This window comes from Janthinobacterium sp. GW823-FHT06H09 (assembly GCF_058794735.1).
Genome location: NZ_JBXAHC010000018.1, coordinates 85,173 through 98,400, shown reverse-complemented (window position 1 = coordinate 98,400; position 13,228 = coordinate 85,173). Strand labels below are relative to the sequence as shown.

16 protein-coding genes are annotated in these 13,228 nt (G+C 64.7%); 4 read left to right on the top strand and 12 right to left on the bottom strand.

Annotation, left to right across the window (positions count from 1 at the left end; genetic code table 11):
* Positions 1-231: 231 nt before the first annotated feature.
* Entirely contained in the window at positions 232-528 is a 297-nt protein-coding gene (locus AC1Q6X_RS24635) for a hypothetical protein (RefSeq protein ID WP_492498676.1), read from the bottom strand.
* An 80-nt stretch (positions 529-608) separates the two neighbouring features.
* Positions 609-1,049 (bottom strand): carboxymuconolactone decarboxylase family protein, encoded by a 441-nt coding sequence (locus AC1Q6X_RS24630; protein WP_409026672.1) that lies wholly within the window; start codon positions 1,047-1,049, stop codon positions 609-611.
* A gap of 103 nt (positions 1,050-1,152) precedes the next feature.
* On the opposite strand from AC1Q6X_RS24630, the gene pdxR reads away from it, so the two are divergent.
* Positions 1,153-2,625 carry a MocR-like pyridoxine biosynthesis transcription factor PdxR gene (gene pdxR, locus AC1Q6X_RS24625; RefSeq protein ID WP_492498675.1) on the top strand — a complete coding sequence of 491 codons (1,473 nt, stop codon included), beginning with the start codon at positions 1,153-1,155 and terminating at the stop codon, positions 2,623-2,625.
* Here pdxR and AC1Q6X_RS24620 read toward each other — a convergent pair.
* The 4 genes from AC1Q6X_RS24620 to trxC form a co-directional block, all read right to left on the bottom strand.
* On the bottom strand, positions 2,594-3,187 hold the full coding sequence (locus AC1Q6X_RS24620; RefSeq protein ID WP_492498673.1) for a DUF1287 domain-containing protein: 594 nt from the start codon (positions 3,185-3,187) through the stop codon (positions 2,594-2,596). The two genes, pdxR and AC1Q6X_RS24620, sit on opposite strands and share 32 nt — an antisense overlap.
* Positions 3,188-3,281: 94 nt before the next feature.
* Positions 3,282-4,028 carry a HEAT repeat domain-containing protein gene (locus tag AC1Q6X_RS24615; RefSeq protein ID WP_492498672.1) on the bottom strand — a complete coding sequence of 249 codons (747 nt, stop codon included), beginning with the start codon at positions 4,026-4,028 and terminating at the stop codon, positions 3,282-3,284.
* The gene (locus AC1Q6X_RS24610; protein WP_492498680.1) at positions 4,025-4,546 is read right to left on the bottom strand and encodes a MarR family winged helix-turn-helix transcriptional regulator; all 522 of its coding nucleotides are present in this window, start codon (positions 4,544-4,546) and stop codon (positions 4,025-4,027) included. Before AC1Q6X_RS24610 ends, AC1Q6X_RS24615 begins: the two co-directional genes overlap by 4 nt.
* 70 nt (positions 4,547-4,616) lie before the next feature.
* Positions 4,617-5,069, bottom strand: a complete 453-nt coding sequence (trxC, locus tag AC1Q6X_RS24605; protein ID WP_492498671.1) for a thioredoxin TrxC — start codon at positions 5,067-5,069, stop codon at positions 4,617-4,619.
* Positions 5,070-5,216: 147 nt separating this feature from the next.
* Between trxC and AC1Q6X_RS24600 the strand changes: the two genes are divergently transcribed.
* Positions 5,217-6,647 carry a coniferyl aldehyde dehydrogenase gene (locus tag AC1Q6X_RS24600; RefSeq protein WP_492498670.1) on the top strand — a complete coding sequence of 477 codons (1,431 nt, stop codon included), beginning with the start codon at positions 5,217-5,219 and terminating at the stop codon, positions 6,645-6,647.
* On the opposite strand, the gene AC1Q6X_RS24595 is transcribed toward AC1Q6X_RS24600, so the two are convergent.
* Positions 6,648-7,253 carry a LysE/ArgO family amino acid transporter gene (locus AC1Q6X_RS24595; protein ID WP_070218259.1) on the bottom strand — a complete coding sequence of 202 codons (606 nt, stop codon included), beginning with the start codon at positions 7,251-7,253 and terminating at the stop codon, positions 6,648-6,650. It abuts the gene before it with no gap.
* A gap of 204 nt (positions 7,254-7,457) precedes the next feature.
* On the opposite strand from AC1Q6X_RS24595, the gene AC1Q6X_RS24590 reads away from it, so the two are divergent.
* Both AC1Q6X_RS24590 and AC1Q6X_RS24585 read left to right on the top strand, forming a co-directional pair.
* The gene (locus AC1Q6X_RS24590; RefSeq protein ID WP_035817600.1) at positions 7,458-8,348 is read left to right on the top strand and encodes a LysR family transcriptional regulator ArgP; all 891 of its coding nucleotides are present in this window, start codon (positions 7,458-7,460) and stop codon (positions 8,346-8,348) included.
* Between the two features lie 105 nt (positions 8,349-8,453).
* Entirely contained in the window at positions 8,454-9,476 is a 1,023-nt protein-coding gene (locus AC1Q6X_RS24585; RefSeq protein WP_492498669.1) for an alpha/beta hydrolase, read from the top strand.
* A 106-nt stretch (positions 9,477-9,582) separates the two neighbouring features.
* Here AC1Q6X_RS24585 and AC1Q6X_RS24580 read toward each other — a convergent pair whose 3' ends face one another.
* From AC1Q6X_RS24580 to AC1Q6X_RS24560, 5 genes are all read right to left on the bottom strand, one after another.
* Complete coding sequence (locus AC1Q6X_RS24580; RefSeq protein ID WP_070218260.1) at positions 9,583-10,221, bottom strand: phasin family protein; 639 nt, start codon at positions 10,219-10,221, stop codon at positions 9,583-9,585.
* A gap of 279 nt (positions 10,222-10,500) precedes the next feature.
* Positions 10,501-10,836 carry a hypothetical protein gene (locus tag AC1Q6X_RS24575; RefSeq protein ID WP_070312362.1) on the bottom strand — a complete coding sequence of 112 codons (336 nt, stop codon included), beginning with the start codon at positions 10,834-10,836 and terminating at the stop codon, positions 10,501-10,503.
* Positions 10,837-10,863: 27 nt separating this feature from the next.
* Positions 10,864-11,235 carry a VOC family protein gene (locus AC1Q6X_RS24570; RefSeq protein ID WP_205602343.1) on the bottom strand — a complete coding sequence of 124 codons (372 nt, stop codon included), beginning with the start codon at positions 11,233-11,235 and terminating at the stop codon, positions 10,864-10,866.
* A 71-nt stretch (positions 11,236-11,306) separates the two neighbouring features.
* Positions 11,307-11,912 carry a pyridoxamine 5'-phosphate oxidase family protein gene (locus AC1Q6X_RS24565; protein WP_492498668.1) on the bottom strand — a complete coding sequence of 202 codons (606 nt, stop codon included), beginning with the start codon at positions 11,910-11,912 and terminating at the stop codon, positions 11,307-11,309.
* Positions 11,913-11,923: 11 nt separating this feature from the next.
* On the bottom strand, positions 11,924-13,201 hold the full coding sequence (locus AC1Q6X_RS24560) for a YncE family protein (protein WP_070218263.1): 1,278 nt from the start codon (positions 13,199-13,201) through the stop codon (positions 11,924-11,926).
* Positions 13,202-13,228: the final 27 nt, after the last annotated feature.

Below are 13,228 nucleotides of genomic sequence, written 5' to 3'. Positions count from 1 at the left end.
CTGGTGGCGCCGCTGCTGTTCGACAGCGCGCTGAACCTGGCGTATGGCGTAATGGCGGGCCTGCTGGTGAGTTTGGTTTGCTGGGTGTTTGCGCAAGGGAAGGCAGAAGCGTAGGTCGGATTAGCGCGCAAGCGCGTAATCCGACTGCATCTGCCAACCATGTTGTCGGATTACGGCCCTTCGGTCCTAATCCGACCTACAACCAAGATAGAGGCACGATGACGGCCAAGGTTACGGCCACGGTGCCGGCGTCACATCCTGGTATTGCGCCCCGCCCTGCTCCGGTTCCGCTTCATTGTTCAGCGATGGCTGGTTCAAGGAACCAGCCGACGAACGCAAGCTCAAGATTTCCTTGCGCGTCTCGACGAAGTCGGCGGAACTCAAGGGGTGCTGCTGATCGGGCCAGTGGCTGACGGCCCATTCCTGCAAGGCTTCGAAGCGCCGCCACAGTTCGGCGATGAATTCGCGGCGCGCCTCTTCCTCCTGCTGCGGCGTCTTTTCGGCGCCTTCCCCGATATGTACTTGCATGGCTGCTCCCTGGCTGATCAATCGTCCTGCCAGCCTACACAGGGACCAGCCTATCGTCTGTTCGCGAACGAACAAAGAGCTTATTCAGGCATCTTGCGAAAGCCCACGGCCAGGCGGTTCCAGGTATTGATGGAGCCGATGGCCAGAGTGACGTTGACCATCTCGGCCGGCGTCAATTGCTGCGCCAGCGCCGCATAGTCTTCGTCGGACGCATGATTTTGCGGCAGCAGGGTCAGCGCCTCCGTCCAGGCCAGCACGGCCCGCTCGCGCGGCGTGAAGAACGGCGTTTCGCGCCAGACGGAGACGGCATACAGGCGGCGCTCCGTTTCGCCCGCCTTGCGCGCATCACTCGTGTGCATGTCCACGCAAAAGGCGCAGCCATTGATTTGCGACGCGCGCAGGCGGATCAGCTCGAGCAGCGAATGTTCCACGCCCAGTTTGGCGATGGCCGCTTCCAGCGCATACATGGCCTTGACGGCGTCGGGCGAGGCTTGTACAAAATCAATACGTTGCTGTGTCATGATGCATTCCTTGATAATGAGAGATGCATCATTGTAGAAGCGCAGGAAGTACGCGCGGCAGGCCAATCCCCCCGAAAAACAGCAGACCACCAACAGATACTCCATGGAATTACATATCCTGATCGACGGCACGCGCGACCTGGGCGGCCAGCTGTACCGCCAGCTCAGCGAAGCCATCCGTTCGGGCCGGCTGACGGATGGGCAGCAATTGCCGCCCTCGCGCCTGCTGGCCAGCCAGCTGGGCCTGTCGCGCAAGACGGTGTCCGACGTATATGAAAAGCTCGGCTATGAAAAGCTGCTGGTCGGCAAAGTGGGCGTGGGCAGCTTCGTGCAGACGCCGCATGCCTCACCGCAGCGCCGCCATGCGAGCACGCTGCTGGCCAGCGCGCAGCGCATCGCCCGCTGGGAAGCGACACCCACGCCCCTGCGCCGCGCCAGCCAGGAAACGCCGGCACGCTACGCCTTCATCGGCGGACGTGCCACGCCCGCGCATTTCCCGCAGGATGAATGGCGCGCCTGCATGCTGCATGCACTGCGCCAGGGCGGCCAGGCGCGCGGCCGCTATGGCCCCGCGGAAGGCTTGCCCGCCTTGCGCGCGGCGATCGCCGGCCATGCCGCCTTCAGCCGCGGCATCCATTGCACCGAGGAACAGGTGCTCGTCACCAGCGGCGCGCAGCAAGCCTTGCACCTGCTCGCGCTGACCCTGCTCGAGCCGGGCGACACGGTTGCCGTGGAAGAACCCGGCTACCCCGTGGCGCGCGCCGTGTTCGCCAGCCAGGGCGCGCGCGTGGTGGGCGTCGAAGTGGACGAGGATGGGATCATCGTCGCGCAAATCCCGGACGGCACGCGACTGATCTATGTCACGCCCGCCCATCAATTTCCGCTGGGCATGCCGATGAGCATGGCGCGCCGCCATGCCCTGCTGGAACGGGCGCAGCAGCTGGGCGCCATCATCATCGAGGACGATTACGACAGCGCTTTCCGCTACGAGGGCCGGCCCGAGGATGCGCTGCAAAGCATGGACCGCTACGGCATCGTCGCGCACGTGGGCAGCTTTTCCAAGATCATGCTGCCGGAATTGCGCCTGGGCTATGTCGTGCTGCCGCAAGCCATCGTGGCCGCCATGCAGACGGTGAAATACCTGAGCGATTGCCATACGGCCAGCCTGGGCCAGCATGCGCTGGCCAAGTTCATCGGCGATGGCCATTTGCTGCGCCATATCCGCCGCTGCCACGACATCTATGCGGGGCGGCGCGAGCGGCTGCAGCACTGGTTCAACGGCCCCTTGGCCCCATGGTTCCGCCTGGTGCCGGCCAGCGCCGGCTTCCACGTGGCGGCGCTGGCGCAGGCGCCGTTCGATATCGCGGAATTGCTGCGCCGCGCGCGCCTGGCCGACGTCAGCCTGTATGCGCTGGCCGGTTTTTACCACGGTCCAGCCCGCCATGAAGGCCTGTTCCTCGGCTATGGCGCCATCGACAAGCTCGATATCGACACGGCGCTGGCCAGGGTGCTGGCGATCCTGCAAGAGATCGCGCCCCTGCCCCTCAGCGGGGTTGCCAACGATAGTGCCCCGTAATCGGATAACTGAATAAAATATTTTCCTCGCGCGCGCCCTCGCCGATGTTGTGGATGATCAGCGGCACGCCGCCCCACGACTGCTTGTCGCTGACGATGCCGATATGGGTCAGGTTGCGCGGCAGGCGCCAGGTGACGATGTCGCCCGCGCGGTAAGCGTTCGCTTCTTTGCTTGGCGGCAGGCTGGTGCCGTGGCGGGCAAAGTAGGTCCCCAGGTTCGGCACGCGCCGGTGATCGATATTGCGGTCCGGCCCCTTCATCTGCCAGCGTCCCTGCTGCTGGTACACCTGCCACGCCTTGCGCATGTCTTCGTGCACGAGCACCTGCAAATCCTGCCCAAGTTTACGGTAGGCACGCACGACCACGTCCGTGCACACGCCGCGCTCGAGCGGCACGTCGCCGCCCGGATAGGCGAGGCGCTCGTAGCGCGGGTCGTACTGCACGGTCACGCCCACCTGGCTGCGGGCGGCGACGACGAGGGCTTGCGGGCCGGGTGCCGGCGCGGCGTGCAGCGCCAATGGCAACAGGGCAAATAACACAGTGGACAGCAGTTTGAACGGCATGACAGTCAGGTAATTGTGGCAATACAGCAAACTTTACCCTATGCGCGGGAAAAGCGCCGCTTCAGCGCCAGGCAATCGGCTTGGCGCTGAAACGTCAGGCCAGCGAGCGCTGCGCCCGCTTGCAGATGCGTCCCGTGGCGGCAGCGGGGCTGTCCAGCAGCCATTGCGCGCACAGGCTGCGCACCCAGTCCGGCTGGCTCTTGGCCGCATCGTTGAGCCAGTTGGCCACGGAATCCTGCACGTAGACGGCCGGGTCGGCGCGCAAGGCTTGCAGCAGGGGCAAGGCCAGCTGCGGCTCTTCCTTTAGCCGGGCGATATGCGTGCACCACACACCGCGCGGGCGCAGCGCTTCGCAGGCAAAGCGGCGCACTCTTTCCGACGGGTCCGCCGTCCATGGGACCAGCAAGGCAATGGCCGCGTCAAGACGCGCCGCCAGATGGGGACGCAGCGCCAGCCAGGCCCATTCGCGCACGCCGAAATGGCCATCGTCGGCCAGCGGCCGCATGGCGGCCAGCTGTTGCGGCAAGGTCAAGCCCGCTTGGGCGGCGATGGCAAAGCAGGCCCAGCCCCGCACCGTGTCGGACGGGTGCGCTTGCAGCATCGCCAGGTCGGTGCCGGCATCGAGCAGCAATTGCGCCGCCAGCGCCATGCGCCCGGTGATGCCGGCGGCGGCCTGCGCGCGCATCCGCTCCAGGCGGGCCACACCGATAGCGGGCACGACTGCAGCCAGCAACTGGGCAAAATCGATGGCCAGCCCTTCCGTCAGGGTGGCGCTGGCCACCGCTCCCTGGTTCAGCAGGGCCAGGCGCGCGGGCGCGATGTCGGCGACGCCACGGCTCATGCAGCACCCTGCATTTCACCCTTATCCGTCTTGCGCCAGGCTTTTTCCAATAGTCCACTCAACAACTGCATCTCGTCCGGCGTGAAATCGGCAAACAGGCTGGCGATCCATTGCGCGTGCTCATCGACCAGGGTGGCGGCCGCCGCTGCTCCCTTGGCACTGAGGCGCACCAGCAGCTTGCGCCGGTCGAACTGGTCCGCATGGCGCGCCAGGAAGCCGTCGCGTTCCAGGCCGTCGAGCAAACCCGTGATGGTGCCGCGCGTCACGCCGGCCCGCTCGGCCAGTGCGTGCGGCGAGAGTCCATCGGGCACGTCGCGCAGCAGGGCCAGCAGCACAAACTTGCCTTCCGACAAGCCATGCCGGCCCAGGCGCGCGGCGCAATCGCCATCGATGGCCGATGCCAGGCCCAGCACTTCAAAGCACAGGCGCAGGCGTTCGACGGATGCCGGCATGTCGGGGCCGGGCGCGCGGCGCTGCACGTCACCGAGCAAGGCCGTGTATTTCTGTTCGAGTTTTATCATATGGCGCAATATAATATGGCGCCGTAGTAAATGTCAAATGGAAAACCTGAACGGCTTTCCCTCGTGCCTAGAAACGCGCCTTGTCCCTCGCCCACGCAACGATGGCATTGGCATCGATGGCGCCCGGCTGGCGCGCCACTTCCACGCCGCGCAAAAACAGGGCCAGGGTGGGAATGCTGCGGATATTGAAACGGCTGCCCATGTCCGGCGACGCTTCCGTATTTACCTTGACGACGCGAAAAGCCGGTTCCAGGGTCCTGGCGGCTTGCACATAGAAGGGCGCCATGCTGCGGCACGGGCCGCACCATGGCGCCCAGAAGTCCACCAGCACGGGAATGTCGCTGCGTTCGATATGCTTGAGGAAACGGGCGCTGGCCAGGTCCACTGGCTGGCCCGTGAATAGCTCCTTCTGGCACTTGCCGCACGTGGGCTGTTCCGTGAGCCGGGCCGCCGGCAGGCGGTTGACGGCGTCGCAATGGGGGCACACGATGTGCAGGGAGTCTGGCGTTGTCGAGGTCATGGCATTCCTGGAAAGCGTAGCGTCAAGTTGACGGACATTTTACGGGGTATCGCGCGGCAGCGTCGGCTCGCTGGCGGCACATTTGCCAATACTCGCCTATAGTGCGCTGGAACGGCGCGCGTATTGCCCGGCCGGCCAAGGAGCAACATGCCTGATGTCGCAAACAACATGGAACTGAAGCACGCCGAACTCGCTGCCGCCCTGGCCTTGCAGCGCGCCGCCTGTCTGGCCCACCCCGTGCCGCCCCTGGCCGAGCGCAAGCGCGACCTGCAAACCCTGCAGCGCTACATCCGCGACCACAAGCTGGCATTGTGCGAGGCGATCAGCGCCGACTATGGCAACCGTTCCCACCATGAAACCTTGCTGGCGGAGATATTCCCCGCCATCGACGGCATCGATCACGTACTGAAAAAGTTGAAAAAGTGGATGACACCGCAGCGCCGCAGCGTGGACTGGCGCAATTTTCCGGGCGCCCGCAACCGCGTGCTGCCCCAGCCCTTGGGCGTGGTAGGCGTCATCGTGCCGTGGAATTTCCCCGTCAACCTGAGTCTGGTGCCCCTGACTTACATTTTTGCCGCCGGCAACCGCGCCATGGTCAAGATGAGCGAGAACTCGCGCCACCTGGCGCGGCTGCTGATCGAGACCATGCCCGCCTATTTCCCGCCGGAAAAGCTGCAGTTTGTTGACGAAACGGGCGGCGTGGGCATGGCGTTTTCGCAACTGCCGTTCGACCATCTGCTATTTACGGGTTCCGGGCAGACGGGCCGGGCCGTCATGGCGGCGGCCGCACGCAATCTGTGCCCCGTCACGCTGGAGCTGGGCGGCAAGGCGCCGGCCATCGTCTGCGCCGATTTCGACGTGCGCACGGCTGCCGAGCGCATCCTGTTCGTCAAGTACCTGAATGCGGGGCAAATCTGCACCAGCGTCGACCACGCCTGGCTGCCCGAAGCCAGCATCGCCGCCTTCGTCGAGCATGCGCGCCGCATCATGCCCACGCGCTACCCGCGGCTGGACACGCCCGACTACACCTCCATCATCGACGAAGCCGCCTTTGAGCGCCTGCTGCAGGCCCTGGATGAAGCGCGGGAGCGGGGCGCGCAAGTGATTTCGCTGCTGCCGGGGCCCGCGTACGACCGGGCCACGCGCAAGATCGCGCCGCACATCGTGCTCGGCGCGCCCGCAGACAGCCTGCTGCTGACACGGGAAATCTTCGGCCCCATCCTGCCCCTGCGCGGCTATGCGAAGCTGGAGACCGTAGTCGCCAGCATCAACGGGGGACCGCGCCCGCTGGCCATCTATCCGTTCAGCAACGACAAGCAGACCGTGCAGATGCTGATCGACACGGTAATGTCGGGCGGCGTGTCCGTCAACGACGCGCTGTTCCACGTGGGCCAGCATGATCTGCCCTTCGGCGGCGTGGGCGAGTCCGGCATGGGCCACTACCACGGCGTCGAAGGTTTTCACACTTTCAGCAAGCTGCGGCCCGTGTTCTACCAGGCACGCTACAGCCCTTTGACGCTGCTGCGGCCGCCTTACGGCAAGCTGGCCAGCCGTGTATTGAACTTCCTGACCCGCTGATTACAGGAACAGCGAGGCGGCGATGGCCCACATGACGAGGGCGATGATGCCGTCGAGCACGCGCCATGCCATGGGCTTGGCAAACACGGGCGCCAGGTAGCGGGCGCCAAAGCCCAGCAGGAAGAACCACAGGGCCGAGGCCATGATGGCGCCGCCGGCGAAGTAAAAGCGTCCCACGCCTTCATGCTGGCCGCCGATCGAGCCAAGCAAAATCACCGTATCGAGGAAGGCGTGCGGGTTCAGCAGGCTGAACGCCAGCGCCGCGCCGATCACGGCCCAATAGCCTTCGGGCGCCTTGGCGGCCGATACCGTCAGGGCCGTCGGGCGCCAGGCCGACTTGGCCGCGCGCAAGCCGTAGGCGATCAGGAAAGTGGCGCCGCCCGCCTTGGCCCACAGCAGGAAATTGGGGTTGTCGGCAATGAAGGTGCCCATGCCGGCCACGCCGGCCGTGATCAGGATGGCGTCGCACAGCAAACATACAAGAATGCAGGTGAGCACGTAGTGACGCTTCAAGCCCTGCTTGAGCAAGAAGGCGTTTTGCGTGCCGATGGCCACGATCAGGCTCGCGCCGAGCCCCATGCCTTTCAAGAAAATTGCGCTGTCCATATCGATTCCTTTCCATTGCTTTCCATCACGCGCACGGCCGCCCACGCTCTGCCGGCAACGGCAAAGTCATCAGAGGTAGGTGGAGGGTGGTGCGGAACCAGGAGGACCGCGCGGGAGAGTGGAGTTGTTACCCTATTTCAACAGTGTAAAGAAAAAGTAAATATAAGTATAATGAATGATTCTAAACATATATAAGAGAAACTTATGCGCGTCGTCGATTACCGTGGATTGGCAGCCCTCGACGCCGTGATCGGCCTGGGCAGCTTTGAAAAGGCCGCGCAGGCGCTGGCGATCAGCCAGCCGGCCGTGTCGCAGCGCATCCGCACCCTGGAAAACCTGGAAGGCACGTTATTGATCATCCGCAGCCACCCGCCCCTGCCGACGGAAGCGGGCCAGCGCCTGATCGCCCACTACCGGCAAGTCAAGCTGCTCGAAGCGGCGCTCGACGCCCAGCCCGGCCCCACGACGCAATTGCCGGCGCTGGCCATCGCCGTCAATGCCGACAGCGCCGCCACGTGGATACCGGAAGCGCTGGGGCCGCTGCTGTCGCCGCCGTCCTGCCTGCTCGATATCCGCCTCGACGACCAGGACCATACCTTGAGCCAGCTGCGCGAAGGACGCGTGTTTGCCTGCGTCACCAGCGCCAACGACCTGGTGGCCGGCACCACGGCCACGCCGCTGGGCGGCATGCGCTATCTGTGCGTGGCGTCCCCCGCATTCGCGCAGCAGTGGTTTCCCCATGGTTTTACGGTGGAAGCCGTCAGCCAGGCGCCCGCCATCACCTTTGGCAGCAAGGATGCGCTGCACGAACGCTACCTGCAGCACCGCCTCGGCTACACGGGCCGCTATCCGCACCATGTGCTCGGTTCGGCGCGCGACTTCGTACGCTTCATCGAAGCGGGCTATGCTTATGGCATGGTGCCCTTGCTGCAGGCGGAAACGGCGCTGGCCGCTGGCAGGCTGGTCGACGTGGCGGCCGGGCAGGCGCTCGACGTGCCCCTGACCTGGCATGCCTGGGATATCCAGACCCCCCTCACGCGCACCCTGTCGGACGCCGTCATCGCCACGGCGCGCAAATGGCTGTTACAGGATTGATTGACGCATGCAACATTTATCTATACCAAACAGCAACTTCCCCGTGTGCACCCTGCCCAGCCTGGCCTACACTGCAAGCATCCACCATCACCATCGGGAGCCCGCATGACGATCCTGCGCACCACCCTGCTCGGTTTGCTGGCGGCCATCCCGCTCGCTGCCGGCCTGGCCGCCTGCTCGCCCTTGACCGCCATCAATGCCTTGTCATCCGGCAGCACCTCGCACGTGACGCGCGGCCTGGCCTACGGCCCCCTGCCACGGCAGAAACTCGATGTGTACGCGCCCAAGACCCGCACGGGACCCGTGCCCGTGGTCGTGTTCTTTTATGGCGGCAACTGGACGACGGGCGAGCGCGCCGACTATGCCTTCGTCGGCCACGCGCTCGCGGCGCGCGGCTACCTGGCCGTGATCGCCGACTACCGGCTGTATCCGGACGTGCATTACCCCGAGATATTGCAGGATGCGGCCCGCGCCGTGGCCTGGGCCGCGATGGAATCGAGCCGCCATGGCGGCGACCCGACGCGCTTGTTTGTCATGGGCCATAGCGCCGGCGCCTACAATGCGGCCATGCTGGCGCTCGACGCCAGCCTGCTGGCGCGCCATGGCATGCGTCCGCACGACTTGCGGGGCTGGATAGGCCTGGCCGGCCCCTATGATTTCCTGCCGATCGAAAACACCATCACCCGGCCCGTGTTCTTTTACCCGGACACGCCCGCCGCTTCGCAGCCCATCCACCACGTGACGGCCGACGCCCCTCCCGCCCTGCTGATCGCTCCAAAGCCCGGCAAGGACAAGCTGGTCGATCCACAACGCAACACAGGCGGCCTGGCCAGTGCCTTGCGCGCGCTGCACCGGTCCGTGACGGAAACCTATTTCGACCATGTGGGCCACGCCACCCTGGTCGCCACGCTGGCCGCCCCGTTGCGCAGGCTGGCGCCCACGCTGGACGCCGTCAGCGCCTTCATCGATGCGAACAGTGGCGCCGGCAACGCGGTCTCGTCAGCGGTCTTGCCCGCAGTCTTGTCAGATACTGGCTCGCCGGCAGGGCCAGCCTTGCCGCCCCGCTCACCTGGCTCAGGCACGCCAGCCCCGGAGCTGCACGCATACGACAAAACGCCCGCCCCGTGAAGGGCGGGCGCTCTGCCCAAACCAATACGCACAATGCCGCGTGCCGGCTGGCCGCATAGCAAGGCTCGGCCCTCGCGATGCGGCTCAGCTGCAAGCAGCTTCGTACTTACTCTTTACGGCTGGCGCTGCTGCTCTTGCTTTGAGCGGAGCCCGCTTGCGATGCGCTGCCGCTGGCCGAGCTTTCGCTGCCGGACGACTGCTGGCTGCCCTGGTGGCTGGCGCTTTGCAGGCTTTGACCGTCACGGCTTTGCGCACCGCGCTGCTGGTCGCGGTTAGCGCCGTTTTGCTGATAGGCCTGGAACGGTTCGGCCATGCGCTGCATCGCTTCCTGCTGCTTGCGCACGTTTTTCTCCGTTTCTTCCGAAGCGGTGCGGGCCACTTCTTCAGCCAGTGCCTTGGCGGTACGGCTCGTTTCATTCACATGACGCTCTGCCACATTGGCCAGTTCGACCTGCGTATCGGCAGCCAGGCGCGACACCTGTTGCTGATACTTGCGCAGTTGCTCGGCGGCTGGCTGGCCCGAGGCGGCGGCCACCTGGAATACATCTTCGGCGCGCTCGACCGTCAACAGGTTCTGGCTGGTGACCGTGCTTTCTTCCAGCAAGCCTTGCGCCAGTTGCATGTTCAGGTCACTGAAATGCTGCATCGATTGAAACAGCGACTTCGACAGGCCATTGAAGAAAGCCAGCTGCGCTTCCAGGTGATTTTTGGCGGCGGGGGTAACACTACGGGAATATGGATACATGGAGTTCCTCATTAATAGCGGTTGGGTGGACATAAACAGATGGCGATACCACCGGCTGTCGAACGGTGAGACAGACAGCCGGGCTACGCCACGAAACGCGAAAAAACATATCCGATTGGTGGGAAGATGCTTTGCAACGCGAGTCCCAAGGCTACGTGAGCACCGCAGGTGAGGCATGATCTGGATCAAAGGTGCGCTAGGCTGCGCAAAAAGTTTGGGCTGGACGGCTTGCTCTTGGCAAACGTCAGTAACGGAAAGGGAAATCTGTGTCAGGCAAGCTCAGCCAGCGGCGCCCGTGCCCGGCACGACGGGCTTGTAGCCATGGCTGCGCAGCGACGCTTCCAGCCAGCGGTTGCCGTACCAGCCGCGCGCCAGCAGGTAACTGAGTTCCGCGCCGGCCATCAGCAGCATCATCGGGCCGATGCGCATTTCGGTGGCGAGATGGCTGCCAAACCACAGGCACGCATCCATTGCCAACATGAGCAGCACCAGCCACCAGCGGCGCTTGGCGACGGCCCAGAACGAGCCCAGGAACAGGGCCGGCCAGGAGAAACCCGCTTTGACGTAGGCATAGCGGCCGGCATCATCGGCAAACAGGGTGGCGCTGTGCTTCATGCTGCTCTCTTCAGGTAATGCCCGGCATCAAGGCTCGGGACGGTGGCAGACGGCTTCGACATTGTGGCCATCGGGCCCCAGCACGAAAGCGCCATAGTAATTCGGGTGATAGATGGCGCGGATGCCGGGCGCGCCATTGTCCTTGCCGCCCGCTTCCAGCGCGGCCTTGTAGAACGCGTCCACCTGGGCGCGGTTGTCGGCCGCGAAGGCGAGATGCATGCCGGCATGCGCCGCGCCGCCCACGCCGAACCAGAAATCGGGCTTGCCATCCTTGCCCATGCCAACCCAGCCCTGCTCTTCCATCACCACCGAGACGCCCAGGGGCGCCAGGGCGGCGGAAAAGAAAGCCTTGCTGGCCTGTGCATCGCTGACAGTCAAACCGATGTGATCAAGAATCATGATGGCGCTCCTTGCAGGTAGTGGGAAAGGAAGCACAGTATGCGCCAGCATTGCCTTTTAGGCAAGCAAAGCTACAGATCCTGCGCGTAGCGGGCAAGCATCTGCTCCTGTGTTTCCAGCGGGCCAATACTGCCCGTCTGGTCCCCGATCATCCGGCCCATCGTCGGCAAGACGGAGCGTTCGACCTGGGCCGTGCTATCCCATAGGCGCGAACGCATGAGGGCCTTGGCGCAGTGCAGATAAGCCTCGGCCACGCGCAGGCGCATGAGCAGGCGCGGCGGGTTGCGCTCGCCGGCAAAATACGCCAGCAGCGCCGCATCGTCGCTGAGGCTGGCCTCGCCATTCACGCGCAAGGTTTCATCGACGCCGGGAATCATGAACAGCAGTCCCGCCCTGCCCGTCTCGGCAATATTGCTGAAACTGTCCAGGCGGTTATTGCCCTTGGCATCGGGCAGCAGCAGGGTATGGGCATCGAGCACATGCACGAAACCGGGCGCGCCGCCGCGCGGCGAGGCGTCGAGCTGGCCGCCAGCCCCGCCCGTGGCCAGCACGGCGAACGGCGACAGCCCGATGAAGGCGATGCAATGCGGGTCGAGGTGGTCGAGCTGCTTGCTCAGCGCCCGCCCCTGCGCGGGCGGATAATGCGCGCGCAGTTGCTCCAGCGAATCGATTTCCATGCGCCCCCCGCTTAGCGCAGATTGCCCGTATGGCCCAGCGAATAGCGGCCCGGCTGCGGCCAGACGGTCAGACCGTGCGGTTCCTGGCCGACTTTCACTTTGGACACGTCGCCGCTGTTCGTATCGATGCGGTACACCACGTCGTCAAAACGGCCGGACAGCCACAGATACTTGCCGTCGGCGCTCACATTGCCCATGTCGGGGCTGCCGCCGCCGGGAATCGGCCAGTTCGACACGACTTTTTCCGTGGCGAAATCGATCACGCTGACGCTGCCCTTACCCTTCGGCTTGCCGTGGATGCGGTGCGTGCCGCGGTTGGCCACGTACAGCTTTTTACCATCGCGGCTCGGGTACAGGCCGTGCGCACCCACGCCCGTCTGGATGAAGCCGATTTCCTTCAGGGTGGCGCCATCGACGATGTGCACGCCGTCGGCGTCCATGTCGGCGATAAAGAATTTCTTGCCGTCCGGCGAGATGCGTATGTCTTGCGGCATGCCCTTCTTGACGCTGCAGATTTCATTCGCCGGGCCGCCCACGGGGCCGGACTCGGCAAAGCGCTTGGCCGGCATCTGCAATTTCAGGTAACCGTCGACCTTGCGGCCCACCAGGTCGATCTTGGCGATGGTGCCGTCGAATTCGCAGGTGAACATGGCGTAGCGGCCATCGTTCGAGAAATCCGCATGGTTGATGCCGCCGCACTGGGGCGTATCGATCGAATACTGCACCGCCATGGTTTTCGGATCGCGGAAATCGAGGCGGTGGCGCGCTTCGGCCACGACGATGGCCGACTTGCCGTCCGGCGTGAAATACATATTGTAGGGATCATCGACGGGCACTTCCTTGCCCGGCTTGCCCGTCAAGGGGTCGACTGGCGTCAGGCTGCCCTTGTCCGTGCGCTCGGCATTGTTCGCCACCCACAGGGTGCGCAAGTCCCACGACGGCACGACGTGCTGCGGGCCGCTGCCGACCTTGAACTTGTCGACCACTTTCAGGCTGTCCTGGTCGATCACGTAGACGTCGTTCGAGCGCAGGTTCGGCACATAGACCCGGCGCAGGTGATCCTTGACGACGGGGCTCATATTGCTGCTGGCGATGCTGCCGTACACGTTTTTCGGGTCCACCAGCGGCGGCATGCCCGGCAGCGGCGAATAGGCGGCCGCCGGCGCCGCGGCGACAGCGGCCGGGGCCGGCGTGCTGGCGCCGATGACCTGGCTGGCCACGCCCAGGCCGGCCAGTGCGGCAGCCAGGGCGGACAAGGTGACGATGGTGCGTCGTTGAGATTTTTTCATGTGTTTTCGCGTCATTTCGTTGCAAAA